At 70.2% G+C, this 21,371-nt stretch carries 15 protein-coding genes; 11 read left to right on the top strand and 4 right to left on the bottom strand.

The annotated features are described in order from the left end of the window. Positions 1-3: 3 nt before the first annotated feature. The 5 genes from BKA00_RS24155 to BKA00_RS24135 all read left to right on the top strand — a co-directional run bounded on the left by BKA00_RS24155 (position 4) and on the right by BKA00_RS24135 (position 10,295). Positions 4-492, top strand: coding sequence for a nuclear transport factor 2 family protein (locus BKA00_RS24155; protein WP_185028512.1), 489 nt, complete (start codon positions 4-6; stop codon positions 490-492). After that, positions 489-1,607 (top strand): hypothetical protein, encoded by a 1,119-nt coding sequence (locus BKA00_RS24150; RefSeq protein ID WP_185028510.1) that lies wholly within the window; start codon positions 489-491, stop codon positions 1,605-1,607. The genes BKA00_RS24155 and BKA00_RS24150 overlap by 4 nt, the downstream gene beginning before the upstream one ends. A 474-nt stretch (positions 1,608-2,081) precedes the next feature. Further along, complete coding sequence (gene rpoB, locus BKA00_RS24145) at positions 2,082-5,558, top strand: DNA-directed RNA polymerase subunit beta (protein ID WP_185028508.1); 3,477 nt, start codon at positions 2,082-2,084, stop codon at positions 5,556-5,558. A 19-nt stretch (positions 5,559-5,577) separates the two neighbouring features. Continuing rightward, on the top strand, positions 5,578-9,450 hold the full coding sequence (locus BKA00_RS24140; RefSeq protein ID WP_185028506.1) for a DNA-directed RNA polymerase subunit beta': 3,873 nt from the start codon (positions 5,578-5,580) through the stop codon (positions 9,448-9,450). A gap of 647 nt (positions 9,451-10,097) precedes the next feature. Then, positions 10,098-10,295: a hypothetical protein gene (locus BKA00_RS24135; protein WP_185028503.1), complete on the top strand. Its 198-nt coding sequence runs from the start codon at positions 10,098-10,100 to the stop codon at positions 10,293-10,295. Between the two features lie 87 nt (positions 10,296-10,382). Here the strand turns inward: BKA00_RS24135 and BKA00_RS40555 are convergent, their stop codons facing one another. Continuing rightward, positions 10,383-13,709, bottom strand: a complete 3,327-nt coding sequence (locus BKA00_RS40555) for a DUF4132 domain-containing protein (protein ID WP_185028501.1) — start codon at positions 13,707-13,709, stop codon at positions 10,383-10,385. A gap of 239 nt (positions 13,710-13,948) precedes the next feature. Between BKA00_RS40555 and BKA00_RS24125 the strand changes: the two genes are divergently transcribed. Beyond that, positions 13,949-14,866 carry an NADP-dependent oxidoreductase gene (locus tag BKA00_RS24125; RefSeq protein ID WP_185028499.1) on the top strand — a complete coding sequence of 306 codons (918 nt, stop codon included), beginning with the start codon at positions 13,949-13,951 and terminating at the stop codon, positions 14,864-14,866. A 92-nt stretch (positions 14,867-14,958) separates the two neighbouring features. Here the strand turns inward: BKA00_RS24125 and BKA00_RS24120 are convergent, their stop codons facing one another. After that, positions 14,959-15,834, bottom strand: coding sequence for an NmrA family NAD(P)-binding protein (locus BKA00_RS24120; RefSeq protein ID WP_185028497.1), 876 nt, complete (start codon positions 15,832-15,834; stop codon positions 14,959-14,961). Between the two features lie 51 nt (positions 15,835-15,885). On the opposite strand from BKA00_RS24120, the gene BKA00_RS24115 reads away from it, so the two are divergent. The 4 genes from BKA00_RS24115 (at position 15,886) to BKA00_RS24100 (ending at position 18,825) form a co-directional block, all read left to right on the top strand. Next, complete coding sequence (locus BKA00_RS24115) at positions 15,886-16,254, top strand: MerR family transcriptional regulator (RefSeq protein WP_230298924.1); 369 nt, start codon at positions 15,886-15,888, stop codon at positions 16,252-16,254. A 160-nt stretch (positions 16,255-16,414) separates the two neighbouring features. After that, positions 16,415-17,311 (top strand): phosphotransferase family protein, encoded by an 897-nt coding sequence (locus tag BKA00_RS24110; RefSeq protein ID WP_185028496.1) that lies wholly within the window; start codon positions 16,415-16,417, stop codon positions 17,309-17,311. A 112-nt stretch (positions 17,312-17,423) separates the two neighbouring features. Beyond that, on the top strand, positions 17,424-18,446 hold the full coding sequence (locus tag BKA00_RS24105; protein WP_185028494.1) for a DNA polymerase IV: 1,023 nt from the start codon (positions 17,424-17,426) through the stop codon (positions 18,444-18,446). Positions 18,447-18,576: 130 nt separating this feature from the next. Continuing rightward, positions 18,577-18,825 carry a hypothetical protein gene (locus BKA00_RS24100; protein ID WP_185028492.1) on the top strand — a complete coding sequence of 83 codons (249 nt, stop codon included), beginning with the start codon at positions 18,577-18,579 and terminating at the stop codon, positions 18,823-18,825. A 61-nt stretch (positions 18,826-18,886) separates the two neighbouring features. Here BKA00_RS24100 and BKA00_RS24095 read toward each other — a convergent pair whose 3' ends face one another. Further along, positions 18,887-20,095, bottom strand: coding sequence for a CU044_5270 family protein (locus BKA00_RS24095; RefSeq protein ID WP_185028490.1), 1,209 nt, complete (start codon positions 20,093-20,095; stop codon positions 18,887-18,889). Between the two features lie 2 nt (positions 20,096-20,097). Beyond that, entirely contained in the window at positions 20,098-20,661 is a 564-nt protein-coding gene (locus BKA00_RS24090) for an RNA polymerase sigma factor (RefSeq protein WP_230298922.1), read from the bottom strand. A gap of 237 nt (positions 20,662-20,898) precedes the next feature. Between BKA00_RS24090 and BKA00_RS24085 the strand changes: the two genes are divergently transcribed. After that, entirely contained in the window at positions 20,899-21,354 is a 456-nt protein-coding gene (locus BKA00_RS24085; protein WP_185028488.1) for a hypothetical protein, read from the top strand. Positions 21,355-21,371: the final 17 nt, after the last annotated feature.

The following is a 21,371-nucleotide window of genomic DNA, read 5'->3' as shown; positions in this document are numbered from 1 at the left end:
ACGATGAGGCGCCGTCTACCTCTGATCACCGCGATCGCGCTGAGCGTCGTCGTCGTGGGGCTCGCCATCGCGTCCGGCTGGCTCGGCGTGGTCTCCCTCAGGAACAAGGACGAGGCCGACCAGAAGGCGAAGGCGATCCAGTCCGCGCGCCAGATGGGCGTCAACCTGATGTCGCTCGACGCCGCGACCGCCCAGCGCGACCTGGACCGCATCGTGGGAGGCACCACGGGCGACCTCAGGAACAAGCTGGGAAGCCAGTCGAACGCCTTCATGCAGCAGATCACCAAGGCCAAGGCCAAGTCGACGGTCAGTGACGTCGACGCCGCGCTGGTCTCCATCGACGGCGACTCCGCCGAGGTGATGGTGGCCCTCACCGGGACCGTCACCAACGACAAGGTGCAGAACGGTACGCCGCAGGGCTACCGGTACCAGATGGACCTCACGCGGGTCGACGGCCGCTGGCTCGTGTCCGGACTGGAGGTTGTCCCGTGACGATCAAGGCGGATCGAGCGGCCAGGGCCGAGGAGGCCGCCGAGGCGGCGCGCCTGGCGGAGGAGGCCGCCGCGAAGGCCCGCGAGGCCGCGCGCCTCGCCCAGATCGCCGCGGACGAGGCGGCCGCCGCGGAGGCGGCCGCGGCCGGGGAGCGGCCCGAGGAGCCCGAGACGCCCGAAGGGGACGTTGCGGAAGAGGCTCCGAAGGCTCTCAAAGCCCCCAAGAAGCCCCGTCGCGGCCGGAAGGCTCCCGAAGTCACGCCCGACGACGTCGGCGCCGCAGAGGACGACTCAGCGGCCGAGGCGGACGACGAGACCGTCGTCGACGACGACGCGAAGGCCGAAGAGGACGAGAGCGAGTCCCTCAAGACGGCCAAGCCCGCCAAGGTGACCAAGCCCGCCAAGGTGACCAAGGCTGCGAAGAGCACCAAGGTGGCCGAGGCCGAGGACGCGGAGGCCGAGGAGGACGGCGACGACGCCAAGTCCGCCAAACCCGCCAAGCCCGCCAGGACCAAGCGTCTGGACCTCAAGAAGCCCGCCAAGGCGACCGACGAAGACGCCGAGGACTCCGAGGCCGATGAGGGCGCCGAGTCGGACGAGGAGGACGACGAGCCGGCGGGCCGGTCCCGGCTGGGCGGCCGGTCGACCGTCATCGCCGTCCTGGTCGTCCTGGCGATCGCGCTCGCGGCCGGCACCACGGCGCTGGCGCTGAAGGTCCGCGAGCAGGACGCGACCGAGCAGGCGTCCAAGGAGGCGTCCTTCGCGGCGTCCCGCGCGGCTCAGAAGCTGTCCTCGTACGACTACCAGACGCTGGACACCGACCTGAAGGCCGCGTCCGCGACCACGACGGGCAAGCTGCACACCCAGTACGACAAGCTCGCCCAGCAGCTCAAGACCGTCGCCGTCCAGCAGCAGGCCGTCTCCAACACGACCGTGATGAAGGTCGGCGTCGTGAGCGCGACCCCCGACAAGGTCGTCGCGCTCGTCTACGCCAACCGGTCGTCGGCGACCAAGACCGACAAGCAGCAGCGCCTCCCCGAGCCGCTGCGCATCAAGCTGACGATGGTCAAGCAGGACGGCAAGTGGCTCGCCTCCGAGCTCACGGTCCTGTCCTAGGCGCCCGTCTCCTCTGGAGGCTTCCAGACGGCCGTCACGGCCTCTGGGCGAGTCGCTGTTAACCCCCTCGGGCCGCACCTAGACGAGGTCGCGGGCGGCGTGCCCCGAGGGCGCGCGACCCGCCGCCTCGGGCGGTTCGCGGGCTGTCAACCCGGATCCCTAAACTATGGCCTTCCTCACTGCAGGTCAGGGCCTGAAAAGTCCAAGTCCGCTCTTGACTGAGAGGCGCTGAGGGGCGATGCTCCATGGCAACGTGATGCATACTGCGGCGCTAGAGTTGCGAGCGGTGTACCGGTTCGGCTACACTGCCCCTTTGCGCTGCCCTCTGACTATCCACGTGTGAGAGCACACCTGTGAAGGTCCGGTTCGGCCCCTTTTGAGGGTCCGGTTTGGCCCTCTTTGACCAGGTCTCGAACGTGGATCGTCTGGCGTGCGTGTCATCTGTTACGCCGCGAGCCCTCGGAAGGACCACTCTTGGCAGCCTCGCGCAACGCCTCGAATACCGCAACCGGTCCGAACCGCGTCTCCTTCGCGCGCATCAAGGAGCCGCTCGAAGTCCCGGACCTCCTTGCTCTGCAGACCAACTCGTTCGACTGGCTGCTGGGCAACGAGAGGTGGAAGGCCCGGGTCGAGGCGGCCCAGAAGGCCGGAAGTAAGAGCGTCCCGACGCAGTCGGGGCTGGAGGAGATCTTCGAAGAGATCAGTCCGATCGAGGACTTCTCCGGGACCATGTCCCTGTCGTTCCGGGATCACCGGTTCGAGCCTCCGAAGTACTCCGTGGAGGAGTGCAAGGACAAGGACATGACGTACTCCGCCCCGATGTTCGTCACGGCGGAGTTCATCAACAACACCACCGGTGAGATCAAGAGCCAGACGGTGTTCATGGGCGACTTCCCGCTCATGACCCCCAAGGGCACCTTCATCATCAACGGCACCGAGCGTGTCGTGGTCTCGCAGCTGGTGCGTTCGCCGGGGGTGTACTTCGACCGGGCGCTGGACAAGGCGTCGGACAAGGACATCTACGGGTGCCGGGTGATCCCGAGTCGGGGTGCCTGGCTTGAGTTCGAGATCGATAAGCGCGACAACGTGGGTGTGCGCATCGACCGCAAGCGCAAGCAGCCGGTGACGGTGCTGCTGAAGGCGCTGGGGTGGGATGAGGCGCGGATCCGGGAGCGGTTCGGCTCGTATGAGTCGATCAATGTGACGCTGGAGAAGGATCACACTTCCGGGCAGGATGACGCGCTGCTGGACATCTACCGCAAGCTGCGTCCGGGTGAGCCTCCGACGCGGGAGTCGGCGCAGACGCTGCTGGAGAACCTGTACTTCAATCCCAAGCGGTACGACGTGGCGAAGGTCGGCCGTTACAAGATCAACAAGAAGCTCGGTCTGGACCTGGACATGAACCAGGGGACGCTGACCGAGGACGATGTCGTGGCCACGATCGAGTATCTGGTGCGGCTGCACGCGGGTGAGGAGGAGGCGACCCTGGGCAGTGTGGCGGTGCCGATCGAGGTCGATGACATCGACCACTTCGGCAACCGGCGGCTGCGCACGGTGGGGGAGCTGATCCAGAACCAGGTGCGTCTGGGGCTGGCCCGCATGGAGCGGGTGGTTCGTGAGCGGATGACGACGCAGGACGTCGAGGCGATCACGCCGCAGACGTTGATCAATATCCGGCCGGTGGTGGCCTCCATCAAGGAGTTCTTCGGCACCAGCCAGTTGTCGCAGTTCATGGACCAGACCAACCCCCTGGCCGGCCTGACCCACAAGCGCCGCCTGTCCGCACTGGGCCCCGGTGGTCTGTCGCGTGAGCGGGCGGGCATGGAGGTCCGTGACGTCCACCCGTCGCACTACGGGCGGATGTGCCCGATCGAGACGCCCGAAGGCCCCAACATCGGCCTCATCGGCTCGCTCGCCGCGTTCGGCCGCGTCAACCCGTTCGGGTTCGTCGAGACTCCGTACCGGCGCGTCACCGAGGGCGTCGTCCGGGAGCAGATCGACTACCTGACGGCCGACGAGGAGGACCGCTACGTCATCGCGCAGGCCAACTCCCTGCTGAACGACGACGGCACCTTCGTCGAGGACCGCGTTCTCGTCCGCCGCAAGGGCGGCGAGGTCGAACTGGTCCCCGCCCGCGAGGTCCAGTACATGGACGTCTCGGCGCGCCAGATGACCTCGGTCGCGACGGCGATGATCCCGTTCCTGGAGCACGACGACGCCAACCGGGCGCTGATGGGCTCGAACATGCAGCGCCAGTCGGTGCCGCTGCTGCGCAGTGAGGCGCCGCTGGTGGGGACGGGCATGGAGTACCGTGCCGCGACCGACGCCGGTGATGTGATCACGGCGGAGAAGGCGGGTTCGGTCGAGGAGGTCTCGGCCGACTACGTGACGGTGATGAACGACGACGGCACGCGGACGACGTACCGGGTGTCGAAGTTCAAGCGGTCCAACCAGGGCACGTGCTTCAACCAGAAGCCGATCGTGGACGAGGGTCAGCGCGTCGAGGTCGGTCAGGTGATCGCCGATGGGCCGTGCACCGATGACGGTGAGATGGCGCTGGGCAAGAACCTGCTGGTGGCGTTCATGCCGTGGGAGGGCCACAACTACGAAGACGCGATCATCCTGTCGCAGCGGCTGGTGCAGGACGACGTCCTGTCCTCGATCCACATCGAGGAGCACGAGGTCGACGCCCGTGACACCAAGCTGGGCCCCGAGGAGATCACGCGCGACATCCCCAACGTGTCCGAGGAGGTCCTGGCCGACCTGGACGAGCGGGGCATCATCCGGATCGGTGCCGATGTCGTCCCCGGCGACATCCTGGTCGGGAAGGTCACCCCGAAGGGGGAGACCGAGCTGACGCCCGAGGAGCGGCTGCTGCGGGCGATCTTCGGTGAGAAGGCGCGCGAGGTGCGCGACACCTCGCTGAAGGTGCCGCACGGCGAGCAGGGCAAGGTCATCGGCGTGCGGGTGTTCTCCCGCGACGACGGCGACGAGCTCCCGCCCGGCGTGAACGAGCTGGTCCGGGTGTACGTGGCGCAGAAGCGCAAGATCACCGACGGGGACAAGCTCGCCGGCCGGCACGGCAACAAGGGCGTCATCTCCAAGGTCCTGCCGGTGGAGGACATGCCGTTCCTGGAGGACGGCACCCCCGTCGACATCGTCCTGAACCCCCTGGGCGTGCCCGGCCGCATGAACGTCGGACAGGTCCTGGAGACCCACCTCGGCTGGGTCGCCTCCCGCGGCTGGAAGGTCGAGGGCGACGACGCCGAGTGGAAGCAGGCCCTCAAGGCCATCGGCGCCGACGAGGCCCCGGCCTGGACGAACACCGCCACGCCGGTGTTCGACGGCGCCCGCGAGGACGACGTCACCGGCCTGATCGAGAGCACGCTCCCGAACCGCGACGGCCAGCGCATGGTCGGTCCGGGCGGCAAGGCGCGGATGTTCGACGGCCGCACCGGCGAGCCCTACAAGGACCCGATCTCGGTCGGCTACATCTACATCCTCAAGCTGCTCCACCTGGTCGACGACAAGATCCACGCGCGCTCGACCGGCCCGTACTCCATGATCACCCAGCAGCCGCTCGGCGGTAAGGCCCAGTTCGGCGGCCAGCGCTTCGGTGAGATGGAGGTCTGGGCACTGGAGGCCTACGGCGCCGCCTACGCCCTCCAGGAGCTGCTGACCATCAAGTCCGACGACGTCCTCGGCCGCGTGAAGGTCTACGAGGCCATCGTCAAGGGCGAGAACATCCCCGAGCCCGGCATTCCCGAGTCCTTCAAGGTGCTCATCAAGGAGATGCAGTCGCTGTGCCTCAACGTCGAGGTGCTCTCCAGCGACGGCATGTCCATCGAGATGCGCGACACCGACGAGGACGTCTTCCGCGCCGCGGAGGAGCTCGGCATCGACCTCTCCCGCCGTCCGAACGAGGGCGCGATGAGCGTCGACGAGGTCTGAGAACTCAAGGGGAAAACAGTTGCTTGACGTCAACTTCTTCGACGAGCTTCGCATCGGTCTGGCGACCGCCGACGACATCCGCCAGTGGTCGCACGGTGAGGTGAAGAAGCCGGAGACGATCAACTACCGGACCCTCAAGCCGGAGAAGGACGGGCTCTTCTGCGAGAAGATCTTCGGTCCTACCCGCGACTGGGAGTGCTACTGCGGTAAGTACAAGCGCGTCCGGTTCAAGGGCATCATCTGTGAGCGCTGCGGCGTCGAGGTGACCCGCGCCAAGGTGCGCCGTGAGCGGATGGGCCACATCGAGCTGGCCGCGCCCGTCACGCACATCTGGTACTTCAAGGGCGTCCCGTCCCGGCTCGGCTACCTGCTGGACCTGGCCCCGAAGGATCTAGAGAAGATCATCTACTTCGCGGCCTACATGATCACCAGCGTGGACGCCGAGCGGCGCGACCGCGACCTGCCGACGCTGGAGGCCCACATCTCCGTGGAGCGCCAGCAGATCGAGCAGGCCCGCGACGCGCAGGTCGAGGCCCGCCAGCAGAAGCTGGAGGGCGACCTGGCGGAGCTGGAGGAGGCCGGCGCGAAGGCCGACCAGAAGCGCAAGGTGCGCGACGGCGCCGAGCGGGAGATGAAGCAGCTGCGCGACCGCGCGCAGCGCGAACTCGACCGCCTCGACGAGGTCTGGAGCCGCTTCAAGAACCTCAAGGTCCAGGACCTCGAGGGCGACGAGCTGCTCTACCGCGAGATGCGCGACCGGTTCGGCAAGTACTTCGAGGGCGGCATGGGCGCCGCGGCCATCCAGGCGCGGCTGCAGAACTTCGACCTCGACGCCGAGGCCGAGAAGCTGCGCGACATCATCCGCACGGGCAAGGGCCAGAAGAAGGCCCGCGCCCTCAAGCGGCTGAAGGTCGTCTCGGCGTTCCTCAACACCCGCAACAGCCCGCTCGGCATGGTGCTGGACTGCATCCCGGTCATCCCGCCGGACCTGCGTCCCATGGTCCAGCTGGACGGCGGCCGGTTCGCCACGTCCGACCTGAACGACCTGTACCGCCGGGTGATCAACCGCAACAACCGGCTCAAGCGCCTGCTCGACCTCGGCGCGCCCGAGATCATCGTCAACAACGAGAAGCGGATGCTGCAGGAGGCCGTCGACGCGCTGTTCGACAACGGCCGCCGCGGCCGCCCGGTCACCGGGCCGGGCAACCGTCCGCTGAAGTCGCTGTCCGACATGCTCAAGGGCAAGCAGGGCCGGTTCCGGCAGAACCTGCTGGGCAAGCGCGTCGACTACTCCGGCCGTTCGGTCATCGTCGTCGGCCCGCAGCTGAAGCTGCACCAGTGCGGCCTGCCCAAGCAGATGGCGCTGGAGCTGTTCAAGCCGTTCGTCATGAAGCGGCTGGTCGACCTCAACCACGCGCAGAACATCAAGTCCGCCAAGCGGATGGTCGAGCGGGCCCGCCCGGTCGTGTGGGACGTGCTGGAAGAGGTCATCACCGAGCACCCGGTGCTGCTGAACCGGGCGCCGACCCTGCACCGGCTCGGCATCCAGGCGTTCGAGCCGCAGCTGGTCGAGGGCAAGGCCATCCAGATCCACCCGCTGGTCTGCACCGCGTTCAACGCGGACTTCGACGGCGACCAGATGGCGGTGCACCTGCCGCTGTCCGCCGAGGCGCAGGCCGAGGCGCGGATCCTGATGCTGTCGACCAACAACATCCTGAAGCCGTCGGACGGCAAGCCCGTCACCATGCCCACCCAGGACATGGTGATCGGCCTGTACTGGCTGACGACGCAGAAGGACGGCGCGGTCGGCGAGGGTCGCGCGTTCGGCTCGATCGGCGAGGCGATCATGGCCTACGACCGGCACGAGCTGGACCTGCAGGCCCGGATCCAGATCCGGCTCAAGGACGTCCCGCCGCCGCGCGGCTGGAAGGCGCCCGAGGGCTACGAGCCCGGCCGGCCCTACCGGCTGGAGACGACGCTCGGCCGCGCGATGTTCAACGAGACGCTGCCGGACGACTTCCCGTTCGTGGACGACGAGATCGGCAAGAAGCAGCTCTCGGCGATCGTCAACGAGCTGGCGGAGACCTACCCGAAGGTGGCCGTCGCCAACGCGCTGGACGCGCTGAAGAGCACCGGGTTCCACTGGGCGACCAGGTCCGGCGTCACGATCGCGATCGACGACGTCATCACGCCGCCCAACAAGGCGGAGATCCTGGGCGGTTACGAGGCGCGCGCCGAGAAGGTGCAGCGGGAGTTCAACCGCGGCCTGATCACCGACGACGAGCGCAAGCAGGAGCTCATCGAGATCTGGAACAAGGCCACCGCGGACGTCGCGGTGGACATGGAGAAGGCGTTCCCGAAGGCCAACCCGATCTGGATGATGATCCAGTCGGGCGCCCGAGGCAACCCGCTCCAGCTCCGCCAGATCGCCGGTATGCGCGGACTGGTCTCCAACCCCAAGGGCGAGACCATCCCGCGTCCGATCAAGTCGTCCTTCCGCGAGGGCCTGTCGGTCGTCGAGTACTTCATCTCGACGCACGGCGCCCGCAAGGGCCTGGCCGACACCGCGCTGCGCACCGCCGACTCGGGTTACCTGACCCGGCGCCTGGTGGACGTCGCGCAGGACGTCATCGTCCGCGAGGAGGACTGCGGCACCGACCGCACGATCCCCTTCGAGGTCGCCGACCGGCTGCAGGACGGCACCCTGGTCAAGCTCGCCACCTCGGAGACGAGCCTGGTCGGCCGCACCATCGCCGAGGACGTCGTCGTCGACGGGACGGTCATCTTCCCCGCCGACACCGACCTGTCCGACGCGGTCGTGACGCGCCTGGTCGAGGCGGGCGTGGAGAAGGTCCGCACCCGCAGCGCCCTGGTCTGCGAGGCCAAGATCGGTGTCTGCGCCGCCTGCTACGGCCGCTCGCTGGCCACCGGCAAGCGGGTGGACGTCGGTGAGGCCGTCGGCATCATCGCCGCGCAGTCCATCGGTGAGCCCGGCACGCAGCTGACGATGCGCACCTTCCACACCGGCGGTGTGGCGGGCGGCGACATCACGCACGGTCTGCCGCGTGTCCAGGAGCTGTTCGAGGCCCGCATCCCCAAGGGTGTGGCCCCGATCAGCGAGGTCGCCGGCCGCGTCAAGATCGACGAGACGGAGAAGGCCCGCAAGGTCGTCATCGTCCCGGACGACGGCTCCGACGAGATCGCCTACCCGGTGCCGATGCGGTCCCGCCTCCTGGTCAAGGAGGGCGAGTCCGTGGGCGTCGGCCAGCAGCTCATCGCGGGTGCGATCAACCCGCACGAGGTGCTGCGCATCCTCGGTCCCCGCGCCGTGCAGCTGCACCTCGTCCAGGAGGTGCAGGAGGTGTACCGGTCGCAGGGCGTGTCGATCCACGACAAGCACATCGAGATCATCGTCCGCCAGATGCTGAAGCGGGTGAACATCCTGGAGTCGGGCGACACCGACCTGCTCCCGGGTGATCTGGTCGAGCGTCCGATCTTCGAGGAGACGAACCGGAACGTCGTGGCCGAGGGCGGGGTCCCCGCCGCCGGCCGCCCCGTCCTGATGGGCATCACCAAGGCCTCGCTCGCGACCGAGTCGTGGCTGTCGGCGGCGTCCTTCCAGGAGACGACCCGGGTGCTCACCGAGGCCGCGATGCACGCCAAGAGCGACCCGCTGCTCGGCCTCAAGGAGAACGTCATCATCGGCAAGCTCATCCCGGCCGGTACCGGCATGCCGCAGTACCGCAACGTCCGGGTCGAGCCGACCGAGGAGGCGAAGGCGGCGGTGTACTCCGTCGGCTCCTACGACGACGGCGCCGAGTACGCCTTCGGCCAGGGCTCCGGCGAGGCCGTCCCGCTGGAGGAGTACGACTTCGGTCAGTACAACCGCTGAGGCGGCTGACGCGCACTGACGACGCGCAAAGGCGAGGCCCCTTCCGGGAGGTTCCGGAAGGGGCCTCGCCCGTTTCCAGGCACGGCGGATGTCGTGCGGACGGCGGGTCCGCCAGGAGGAGTCCTTCCAGCGAGTGGTCGTGAGCGTGCTCCGACGCGGCGAATGGCGTCGTGGGGCACCCCGCCGAAGGAGGTCGAGCGGGCCTGGCGCCAAGCGGCCCACCGGTCGCGGTGATCTGATCGCCGCCCAGGTGATCTGACCGCCGCCTACAGGAAGCGGGTTCGGCTCTGCCGGGCCCGCTTCTTCTGCTCTGCGGACGAACGCGCGCCGCGCCGATGCCCGGGTCAGCGTCCCGCCGGTCGCGTGTCCGGCACTCGAAGTGCGCTCTGCGGGCGCCTTCGACGGCGGCTCTGACCCCGCCGCACGCGTACAAGGGACGGTCCAGCCCGAGGCCCGAGCCCCCCGAACCGGCGGGCACGCTCACCTCGAACCGATTCGGGCAGGCGCGGTTCAAGTGGGATCGATCACTAAAAAGGGATGGCCGTAAAGCATGCGCCCACGGCTCTGCTGCGTACAGTCTCACGTGTCCCGGCTGATCAGGCAGCAGGGCGATCACTATCGCGCAAAGCAGAGGATGGAGCTTACCGATGTCCGGAAACGGCAACGGCAGCAACAACGGCACCAACAACAACGGCGGCAACGGCAACGGCGGATCCGCCGGGTCCGGGCCGTCCCTCGAACAGACCCTGGCGACGACCAAGGGTCTCCTGGAGGCCAACCTGGAGGCGGGCGTGCCCGCCCCGGAGGCCCTGGAGAACTCGCGCCCGCGGAACTGGAACAGCTGACGGTTCCCGCGCTCGCACCACTTTTCGCCCCCCGCACGCTGTGCGGGGGGCACTTCTCTTTGGTGCGCGCGGCCCGGGGGAGGGATGTCAGGTGATCGACCGCAGGTCCGCCAGGACCTCGGAGGCGGTCACCTCGTCCAGCTCGGCGAACCGGTGCCCGGAGCCCGGCTTCCAGGGGTGGTGGTCGCCCGGCTCGTCGGCGAGCCACACCGTGCGGAGGACCTGGTCGCCGTTGGCGTCGCCCCAGCCGACCTGGATTCCCGGGTCGAGTTCGACCACGACGTGCAGCCCGCCGGGGACGGGGCGCGAGATCCAGCGTTCGGTGCCGTTGTCCATCGGCGTGCCGCGCCGCCATCCGCGCCGCTCCAGCCCGACGACCTTGCCCCAGGGGGCGGTGAGGCCCTCCAACCGCGCGAGCCGGACGGCCTCCCGCTCCTCTTCGGTGAGCCGGTGGACGTCCCTGCCGAGCTGCGGGAAGGGCTGCGTGATCTCGTAGTCGGCGAAGATCTCCGACCAGGTGCCGAGCGAGTCGCCGAGCGACAGGGGATGCGCCACCCCGATCCGGGTGCCGTCCGGCGTGACCAGCTCGTCGTCGCCGGCATCGGCGAACGTGCGGTCCTCCGCGAGCCGGAACGCGGTGGCGTCGCCGTCCGGCTCGGCGAGCCAGACAAGGCGCCGCACGATGTGCCACATCAGCGGATGGCCGACCAGCAGCGACCGGAACTCCTGCGGCGTCCACCGGCGCCCGGTCACCATCGCCAGTTCCAGCCGCCGGACCTGGTTCGGCATGGTCGCCCGGACGTCCTTCTTGAACTGCGTGAACGCGGCGTGGGCGGCGGGCGCGAGGCCAGGGTCGTCCTTGGCGCCGGGCTTGGGCAGCGCGGCGCGGCGGCGGCCGTCCTCGGCCGTCACGAACGGCTTGAGCTGCTCGTCGAAGCCGACGACGAAGCGCCGGGGCCCGTAGTCGAGGGTCATGCTCCCGTCCGGTGCGAGGCCGATCCCGGGGACGAGGCGGTCGGCGAGCTGCTCTCCGGTCAGCCCGAGCCGCGCGGCGACCTCCTGAATCCTCTCCTCGGCCCGCTTCTTGATCGCTTTGAAGGGGGCCTTGTGCGCGATGCCGTCGAGCAGCATCAGCGAGGTCTCGGTGCCGATCAGCGCCAGCACGTCCAGGCCCTTGACGGCCTTGTGGTGGCCGTTCTCGCCCGGCCAGGCGCGGATGACCGGGGCGAGGCGCCGCGCGGCGCCGTCGTCGCCGAACCACCCGACCGCCGTGAGCGCCCACGCGTCCTCGGACCGTTCGCCGAACCGGCTCCACCGCTCGAAGAGCGCCCACACGAACGCGGCCAGCGACTCGCCGTCACACGCGCGCCGCACGATCTCGACGCCGGGGTCGGGGGCGTCCGGCGGAGACATCGCCAGGATGGTCAGCAGATGCCGGACGGCGGTGGCCGGGAGCGCGCGCCCGCCGTCCGCCAGCCGTACCGGGGGCAGAACGGCCGGGTCGGCGAACGGCCCGATCTGGGGGATCGTCCGCGGGACGAGGTCGTCGGTGCCGCGGTCCAGCACCTCCGCCAGGGCGTCGCCCGCCTCGCTCCGGACCTCGCGCGCGATGCGGACCACGCGGTCGCGTCCCAGCTCGCGGGCGAGGAGGTGAAGGGCGTACTCGGCCGCGTCACGGCGCTTGCCCGGCTTGCCGAACGCGGCGGGCAGCAGCAGGCGCACGGCTTGGGGACCGTGCCTGCGCAGCCAGGCCTCCGCGTGCGGGCCGCCCGCGCCGCCGCGCAGCAGCCAGCCGGAGACGAGCTCGGCGGCCGGTTCGGCGGCGTACGGGACGACCACGTGCCCGCAGTCCGACGGCCGGCTCCGGGCGCCCTTCAGGACGGCGGTGAGCGCGTCCAGGCCGAACCGTTCGGCGATGCCCGGCACCCACCTCTCCGGCTCCCGGTGGGTGCCGTAGCCGTCCTTCGACACGTACCAGCCCGGGACGAGATGCCGGACCTGCTCGACGGGAGCGAGGCGGAGAAGGGCCACCTGTTCGAAGCTCCGCAGCCGGCCCGCCTCGAAGTCGGCGATCCGCCCCTCCCACGGTCCGCGCACCTCGCCGTGGCGGCCCCATTCGTGGGGGACGGGCAGCGCCCACTCACACCGGGTGTCGCGCCCGTCCTCGGCCCAGGCGATGGACGGTTCCGGGGCGGAGAGCCCCTTGATGATCACCGGTTCCGGCCGTTCCCGCTCCCAGGCCCACGGGGGGTCCGCGAGGACGGCCGGCAGGTCCGCCGGGTCGGCGTCGGCGATCGCGTCGAGGCCCGCGGTGATCTGTTCGACCGCCGTGCGGACGTCCGCCGGAAGCAGCGGGAGCGCGGCCGTGATCACTTCGAGGCTGCCGCGCACGTGCCCGTCGAGCAGGTCCGTGCCGCCCTCCGCGGCCAGTTCCCGCACCGCCCGGACCGGGAACCGCCGCATCGCGTTCATCAGCTCACCGCTGACGTGCGGGTTCGCCCGCCTCTGGAGCAGCGCGCGGAACGCCTCGTCGGACGGCAGCACGCCCAGTACGTCCAGCAGCGCGTCCCGGCGCCGGGGGGAGTCCAGGTGCTCGTCCAGGGCGGGCACGAGGAGCGGGACGGCGGCCGCCCCGAGACCGTCGGCGAGCGCGTGCAGGTTCTCCGCGTAGTAGCAGTCGGCCGCGGTCAGCCCGGCCCGGATGCCGAGAAGATCGAGGTGCGCGGACGTCCCGAGGCACCGGAGGAGCACGTCGCGGGGTGCCTGGTCGGGGCGCGCGCACAGCTCGCTCACCCAGTCCTCCCGCGTCGGGACCAGGTAGGCGGTCAGGAGTCGCTGCCGGACCGAGGACCGCCGCTCGGCGAGCCGTTCGGCGGCCTCGGCGTACTGCGCGTCGGTCGCGGCGGCCAGCAGGGAGCGAACACGCAGCGCACCGTCCGGCAGGCCCCGGACAGCGCCCCTGCTCGGGTCGACCTGCCGGACGGACTTGCCGCGCCGCCCTTCCCCGGTCAGAGCCGTCTCCAGGCCCCACCGGTCGACGAGCGCACACGCGGCGAACACGACGCCGTGCTCGAAGGCCCACGCGTCCACGTACCGCTGGTGCTCGCGTCCCCAGACGGACTCACCCGCCGTGACCATTGACAGGACGGCCGCGCCGCGCGGGTCGGGAGCCCCGCCGAGATGTGCCCGCGCCGCGGCGGCGAGGTCGGGCGCGGTCTCCGGACGGCTCAGGATGAGGTCGATCTCGTCCCGCGCCTCGTCCACCGCCCGCGCTACCGCCTTGCTCGCCGCCGCGTCGAGCGGGATCTCCGGACCGGGCGCGCCTCCGCGCCGCGGATGCAGGCCGCTCAGCCACCGTTCCGGCACGATCAGAACGTCTTCGTCGGGGAGAGTCGCGGGAGGGGTGTTGATCACGGCCGCGACGCTAACAGCGACGCCCGACACCAGGGCGCCCATCGGAATTCCACCACTCGAGGCGGAGCTCGGGGACCGTGCGGCGGCGGGCCTGAGCGAGGAACCGCGGTGCGGCGCCGCTCATCATCGGACCGGTGATCCTAGGGAAAGCGGTCCGTTCTTACGCCGCCGGGATCAAGGCAGGCTCATGTCGCGGCCATCCGGGGCCTGCCCGAACGAGGAAGAGCGGTGATCACGCGATGAAGGCGGTGCGGTTCCACGAGTACGGCGGGATCGATGTCCTGCGGGTGGAGGAGGTGGAACGTCCGGTGCCGGGCCCCGGGCAGGTACTGGTGGAGGTCCGCGCGGCCGGGATCCAGCCCGGCGAGACGCATATCCGGGAGGGCGGGCTGCACAGGCGCTGGCCGGCGACGTTCCCCTCGGGGCAGGGCACCGACCTGGCCGGTGTCGTGGTGGAGCTGGGCCCGGAAGTGCGCGGCTTCGCGGTGGGGGACGAGGTCCTCGGCTTCACCCATGACAGGGCGAGCCACGCGGAGTTCGTCGCGGTCGACGACGTGCGGCTGACCCCGCGTCCGGAGGGCCTGTCCTGGGACGTGGCCGGGTCGCTGCAGGTGGCGGGCGCGACCGCCTGGGCCTGCGTGTTCGCGGTCGACCCCGGACCGTCCGACACGGTCGTGGTCTCCGGCGCCGCGGGCGGCGTCGGGTCCCTCGCCGTGCAGCTCGCGCGGCGGCGCGGCGCCACGGTGATCGGGCTGGCGAGCGAGCCGAACCACGCCTGGCTGAAGGAGCACGGCGTCATCCCGGTCGAGTACGGGGACGGTGTGGCCGAGCGGATCAGGGAGGCCTCCGGCGGGACGTTGGACGCGTTCATCGACACGTTCGGCACCGGCTACGTCGACCTGGCGGTGGAGCTGGGCGTGCGGCCCCGGAGGATCAACACGATCCGCGACTGGGGGACCGCGGCCAAGGTCGGCGCGCAGACCGCCGGAGAGAGCACGGCGGCGTGCGCGGCCGTCCTCGGCGAGCTGGCCCGCCTGGCCGCGCGCGGGGAGCTGGACGTGACGATCGCCCGTGTCTACCCGCTGGACCAGGTCCAGGACGCCTTCCGCGAACTGGAGCGGCGCCACACCCACGGCAAGATCGTCCTCCGCCCCTGACCGGCGGAGACGCACCCCGGAGCGTGAGGTACGGCGCCGTTCCGTGGACGGACCGGTGGCCCTGGCCGTCCCGGGACGTGCGGCGGTTGTGCTCAGTTGAAGTCGGCCGCGTGGTCCACGGCCCACTGAGCGAAAGTACCGGCGGGTCGGCCGGTCAGGCGCTCAATGTGATCGGTGACGCGGTTCGATTCCGGTCGCCGCACCGAGGCGGCGATCAGCGCTTCCACCAGGGGTTCTGGACGCCCGTCCGCGAGCATCCGTGAGCGCGCGAGATCGGCGGGGAGCGCCTGGAAACGCAGCCGGCGCCGGAGGGCGGAACCGAGGTGAGCGACCTGCTCGGCGCGGCTGAGGACCTCGGGTCCGGTCAACACGTGCACCCCCTGGTCCGGCCGGTGTGCGAGCAGGACGGCCACGGCCGCGTCAGCGACATCGCGCTCGTCTACGACGGCTGTGCGCGCGATGTCCAGGCCTGAGACCACGTCGCCCATCCGCAACTGTGATGCCCAGCCGCGAGCGTTGGAGGCGAGCGTGTCGCTACGCAGTACCACTGGGCGCAGGTCGGCTTCGTGGAGTAGAACTTCCACGTCCATGTGCACCTGAGCGATGGGATCACTCTGCCGAGCGGCCCCGTCGTCTATCGCGGTCGTGGACAGGTAGACGACACGTGGTGCCGCCGCAGCGAGCTCCGCGACCGGGGCGTGGGCGGAGGCGGAGTCAAGCAGCGGCCAGATGAGGAAGACGGCGTCGATTCCCACGAGAGCCTCGCGGACGGCAGCGGGATCTGTGAGGTCGCCGACCACCGACTCGACGCCCGCACGTGGAGGAGTCTGATGGCGCACGAGGCTTCGGACGCGCACGCCGTGTGCTCGGAGACGGTCGACGACCTCTCGGCCGAGGTTGCCGGCCGCGCCGGTGACCAGTACCGATGAGGGGGGACGGGGGCCCGCGGGCCGGGTGCTGTCAGGCATGATCGGGACGCTAGGGGTTCAGGTCGACACGAAGGCAAGGCGCGTGTGGTGATGAAGATCGGGAAAGTGGCCGCAGAGCTCGGGATCGAGGCCCACGTGCTGCGGCACTGGGAAGACGCCGGAGCCCTCACTGTCCGCCGCGATGGCAACGGCTACCGCGTCTACGACGACAGCGCTCTGGAGCAGGCACGGACCGTCCTGAAATTGCGGCGAGTGGGACTTTCGCTGCCCGAGGTCACCGCCGCCATGTCACCGACGAAGTCGGCGGCGCAGGCGGTCGTCAAGGCGAAGATCGGCGCACTTGAGAGCGAAGTCGTCCACAGACAGCAGGCAATCGCCTTTCTGCAGCACACCGTCGAGTGTCGGCATCGGTACCTCGACGACTGCCCGGACTGCGCGACTTTCGCCCGCGAACCTTGAGCCGCATGGTCAGTTTGTCGGCGGGCCGGGCGGTACGCCGCCAGATGACTGGTTCTGCGTGCTCATGCGGCATCTCCGTTGGTTGTTGGGCGCCTGACCTCAGGCGGTAGCGTCGGTGGGGTGACGAAAGTCGAGGTTGGGACTAGTGGGGCGCATGGTGATGCAGGGGCGTGACCGTGCCGCGGACGTCCGGGACGTGGTGGCGGCGCATATGCCCGGCTACGGGATCGACTCCGTGGTGCTGTTGGGGGAGGGCGAGGACAACATCGCCTTCCTGGTCAACGACGAGCTGATCGTCCGTTTCGGCAAGGAGGACGATCCCGAGGGCCGGGCCGCGCGGGCCGGCGCCGAGGCCCGCCTGCTCGCCGCCGTCGCGGGCGTGTCGCCGGTGCCCGTGCCAGAGCCGAGCTTCACGGTGGACGAGCGGGGCTGCCTGGCCTACTTCAAGCTTCCCGGCCTCCCACTGATCGACGCGGACCCGCTGCGGCGGCCGGCCGAGGTCGGCTCGGTCGCCGTCGCGCTCGGCGAGTTCCTCGGCGCGCTGCACGCGGTTCCGGTCGGTGAGATGGCGGGCCTGGTGGAGACCGATGACGAGCCGATGGCGGTGTGGGCGGAGGAGTCCGCGCAGATCTACGCCTCGATCTCCGGAGTGGCGGTGCCGCCCGCGCACCGTCCCGCCGTGGAGGCGTTTCTCGGCACCCCGCCCCCGGCCGACCCGCGTGACCTGGTGTTCTCCCACAACGACCTGGGGATCGAACACGTCCTCGTCGACCCGGACGCGTGGACCGTGACCGGGGTCATCGACTGGAGCGACGCCGCGATCACCGACCCCGCCCGCGACTTCGGCCTGCTCTACCGCGACCTCGGTTCCGAAGCCCTCGACCGAGCCCTGAGCGGATACCGGGCCGATGCCGAGGACGTCAGAGCGCGCGCGGGCTTCTACGCCAGATGCGGCGTGCTGGAGGACATGGCCTACGGACTTCAGACCGGGCACCGCAAGTACCTCGACAAGTCTCTCGCCGCGCTGGAATGGCTCTTCCCGGCGGACGGCCTTTAGAAGCGCGGCGTCCGGGCCCGAGATCTTGCCACGTCATGGTGGCAGGGTAGCGGCGGGAAGCCGGCGGGGCAGGTCATCGCGGGGTTCAGGCGGGTAGAGGGACAATGGGGAGGTGGGTCGGTGGGTCCTGCATGTGGACTTGGACCAGTTCATCGCCGCCGTAGAGGTGCTCCGGCACCCGGAGCTTCGCGGGCGGCCGGTCGTCGTCGGGGGGGACGGCGATCCGACCAAGCGCGGCGTGGTGAGCACGGCCTCGTATGAGGCACGCGAGTACGGCGTCCACTCCGGGTTGCCCTTGCGCACGGCGGCGCGGCGATGTCCGGACGCCGTGTTCCTGCCGGTCGACAGGGAGCTCTACGAGTCGGTCTCGGAACGGGTCATGGCCACGCTGCGCGGCTTCGGCGTCGTGGTGGAGGTGCTCGGGTGGGACGAGGCGTTCCTGGCCGTCGGCGGCGACGACCCGGAGGCCGTGGCCCGGGAGATCCGTGACCGGGTACGGGCGGCGACGGGGCTCGAATGCACCGTGGGCATCGGGGAGAACAAGCTCCAGGCGAAGCTCGCGACCGGGTTCGGCAAACCTGCCGGGGTCTTCCGGCTCACCGGCGAGACCTGGTTCGAGGTGCTCGGTGACCGGCCGACCGACGCGCTCTGGGGCATCGGGGCCAAGACGGCCAAGCGGTTGAAGGGGCTCGGCATCACGACGGTGGGCGACCTCGCGACCGCGGATCCCGATGCCCTGGCGGGGGAGATCGGTCCCACGACCGGGCCGTGGCTGGTGCGCCTCGCCCGGGGGCTGGACGGTTCCCCGGTCAGCGACGCGCCGTACGTCCCGCGCTCGTGCGGCCGGGAGACCACCTTCCAGCGCGACCTGGACGACTGGGAGGACGTGCGCCGCGAGGTCGTCCGGCTGGCGCGGAGGGTCGCCGGGGACGCGGCCGCGGACGGCAGGAACGTCGCCCGCGTCGTCGTCAAGGTCAGGTATGTACCGTTCACCACGCGCACCCACGGCCGGACGCTGGGGGCGCCGTCGCGCGAGCCGGCCCTCATCGAGGAGGCCGCCCTCGCCGCGCTCGACCTGTTCGCCGGGCGGCGCCCGGTGCGGCTGCTGGGCGTCCGCGCCGAGTTCACCCGATGACCTGGGAAGTTGCCCGGAGGATGGCGAGAGGGTGGGCGTCGATTTCTTGACCCTTTGACAGGTTTTGGGGTTTTTGGCGGTGGGGATGAAGGCGGTCGTTGCCCGAAGTACGCGACGGGGGAGAGAGCACATGAAGAGGGTCATGACCGGGGCACTGATCGCCGCTGTCGTCGGGATCGGGGGAGTGGGCGGCGCGGCCGCCGCCCAGGCGTCCGATCCCGGAGACCAGAACACGCGCCAGGACTGCCGCACCTACTCCAGCGTCAAGGAGTGCGGCCAGCCCAAGCTGAACGACAAGCAGCGCGCGTGCGTGACCTCGTCGGTCCAGCAGGGCATGACCGAACGCCGCGCCACCGTGGAGTGCTCAGCCTTCGCGTAGAACGCTGCCTGTGAAAGGGGCCCGCTCTGGGGGAGCGGGCCCCTTCGGCTTGGCCGGGGAGTCAGCGCGGCGGTTGCGCGTCGGTCCATTCGGCGATCTCGAAGGCCCGGTAGGCGGCGACCTCGCCGGGCTTGTGGAAGCGGTCGGGCATGTCCCTCGCCCTCAACGCGCGCGGCCGGCCGTTGTCACCGGGGGGCAGCTCCCTGCTGCCGCGCGGCGGCTTCGCCACCAGATCACGGACGGCCAGCAGGGAACCGGTGGCGGGGTCGACGATGAACTGGCGCCGGTAGGTTCCGAGCTGCTTGGGGGCGGTGAACAGGCCGAGGGGCGTGGTGGTCTTCAGCGGCAGCGACACCACCGTTCCGACGCGGCCGAGCGGATCCGTCGTCCGGCCCTCGGGCTTGACGCCAGGCATTTCGGAGAGCATCCGGAAGACCGCCGCTCGCACCTTGGGCGGCGCCGGTTGGGTGGACAGCAGCTCCCCGGCGACGTCGCTGAGAGCCCGTATACGCTCCTGCCCCCGCAAGGCGCGGATCGGCTCCTTCTTCTCACCGTCCGTTGAGACCGCGTGCCAGTGCCCCTTGAGGCCCAGCAAGACCTTCTTCAGCGCCTCCGGTTCCGTGGGCAGCGCGGCGATCTGTCCCGGCGTCATGCCGTAGAACCGTTCGACGTACGGCGGCCACGGGGCTCCCCTGCCCGTCTTCGGGGACATGTCCAGGTTCACCTGTCCGCCTCCCCCTTCGGGATTCGGGGCGTGGACCCAGGACGGTGACCCCGCCGCCTGCCACTTCTGCTTGTCCTGCGGGGTGACGGGGAGACCCTGGAGGTCGAAGTGGGTGCCGCGGCTCAGACCGGTCCGGTCTGTCCACATCTCCATCGCCTGCCTCGAATCGACCTTGTAGTGGTCCTCGGCGCTCTTGCCGACCGCGTAGATCTCGCCCATGACGGTCTTGATGTGCCAGTACTTCCCCGCCGGCGCCTTCGCGGCGTTGGCCGCGGCCACCAGGAGCACGTTCCCGTTCAGGGGGATGGTGTTCTCCACGCGGGGCTTGCCGGCCGGGTCGCCGTCCCCGGTGGAGACGACGGCGGCGACCGTCCCGGCGGCCACGGCGGCCGTCGCCGCCACGCTCACCAGCTGGATCCGGAGACGGCGCCGAGGACGGGAAGGCGCTCCGCCGGGCCGCCAGTCGATGCGCCGGGCGAGCAGCTCCGGGGCCTCCTCCACGGCGAGCCCCGTCCGCATCTGCCGCAGGGCGTCGATTTCATCCATGGTCACTCCTCGGAGAGGGCCTTGCGCAGCTTGGCCCGGCTTCGGTGGATCTTTGCCTTGACGGTGCCGACCGGCAGGCCGAGCGTCACCGCGATCTCGGCGTAGGACATCTCGCCCCACGCCAGCAGCAGCACGGCGTTGCGGTCCTGCGCGCCCAGCGACGCCAGCGCCCGCGCCAGGCCGGGGCCGCACGCCGCCGCGGAGGCGCGCTCGTTCGCCCTGTCGGCGACGCCGTCCTCCGCGGGATCGGCGCCGGTCCGGGCGAACGCCCGGTACATGCGGGTCTCGTGGCGGTGGTGCTTGGCGATCAGGTTGCTCGCGATGCCCCACAGCCAGGCGCCGAACTCCGCGCGTCCGTCGTACCTGTCGCGCCGCCGGAAAGCGGTCGCGAAGGCCTCCGCCACCACGTCGTCGGCGAAGGACCCGCCGAGGCGCCGCCTGACGTAGGAGTGAAGCCGCGGCGAGTGGCGGCGGAACAGCTCGCCGAACGCTTCGGGGTCCTCCAGGGAGGCGGCGACGATCCGCGAATCGTCCAGCTCGTCCCTGGCATGGCTCACCATGGCCATAGGCGTCTCTTCATGGAGTGCGGTCTCCGTGTCCGGGGGAGTGCTGACACCCCCTCTCTCCCGAACCCCGTCCCCGGGTTGCACGTCGGTGTCGCGGTGTCCCGCGGAGAACGCTGCGCCTGGCGCTCCTCCTTGCCGGAACGAAGTACGTGAGGACGGTCCCCAACGCATAGAGCAAAAACAAGATCGGGTTACGCCGCCTCGACGGCTGCGCTGCCCTTACACAAAGGAGCTCTCATGAGCTACCCGAAACCCGTCTTCGAACTCCCTGCCGTCTACGGCGACAACGCCGCTGAGCTGGAAGCGGAGATCCAGCGCCTGGCGGGCGAGTTCTACGGCCTGGGCACCAAGCTGGCGCTTCCCCACCAGTACCACGCGAAGCTGACGACCGACCGGGCCAGCACCTCGAAGCTGTACGTGGTCGAGGGACTGATCGTTCGGCGTCACTGGTCCGGCTGGCAGAACCAGCTGAGCCGCAGGGCCGACCTTCCGAGCGTCCTCGCCGACAGCGCCATCGAGGTCGAGGCCGAGATCGAGCGTCTGACGGCCGAGTTCTTCGGTTCGGACGCCGACGTCACGCCCTGCATCACCACGGAGTGCAAGGTGAGGGTCGTGACGGACGCGAAGGACGGCAAGAAGTACGAGAGCGACGGCGTGACCCTCACGCAGATGGCCAAGTGGCCGGAGGCGTGACGTCCGCGTCGTGAACC

This window comes from Actinomadura coerulea (assembly GCF_014208105.1).
GTDB classification, from domain to species: Bacteria; Actinomycetota; Actinomycetes; order Streptosporangiales; family Streptosporangiaceae; genus Spirillospora; species Spirillospora coerulea.
Note: the sequence above shows the minus strand (reverse complement) of the source record. Positions and strands in the feature narration are given on the sequence as shown.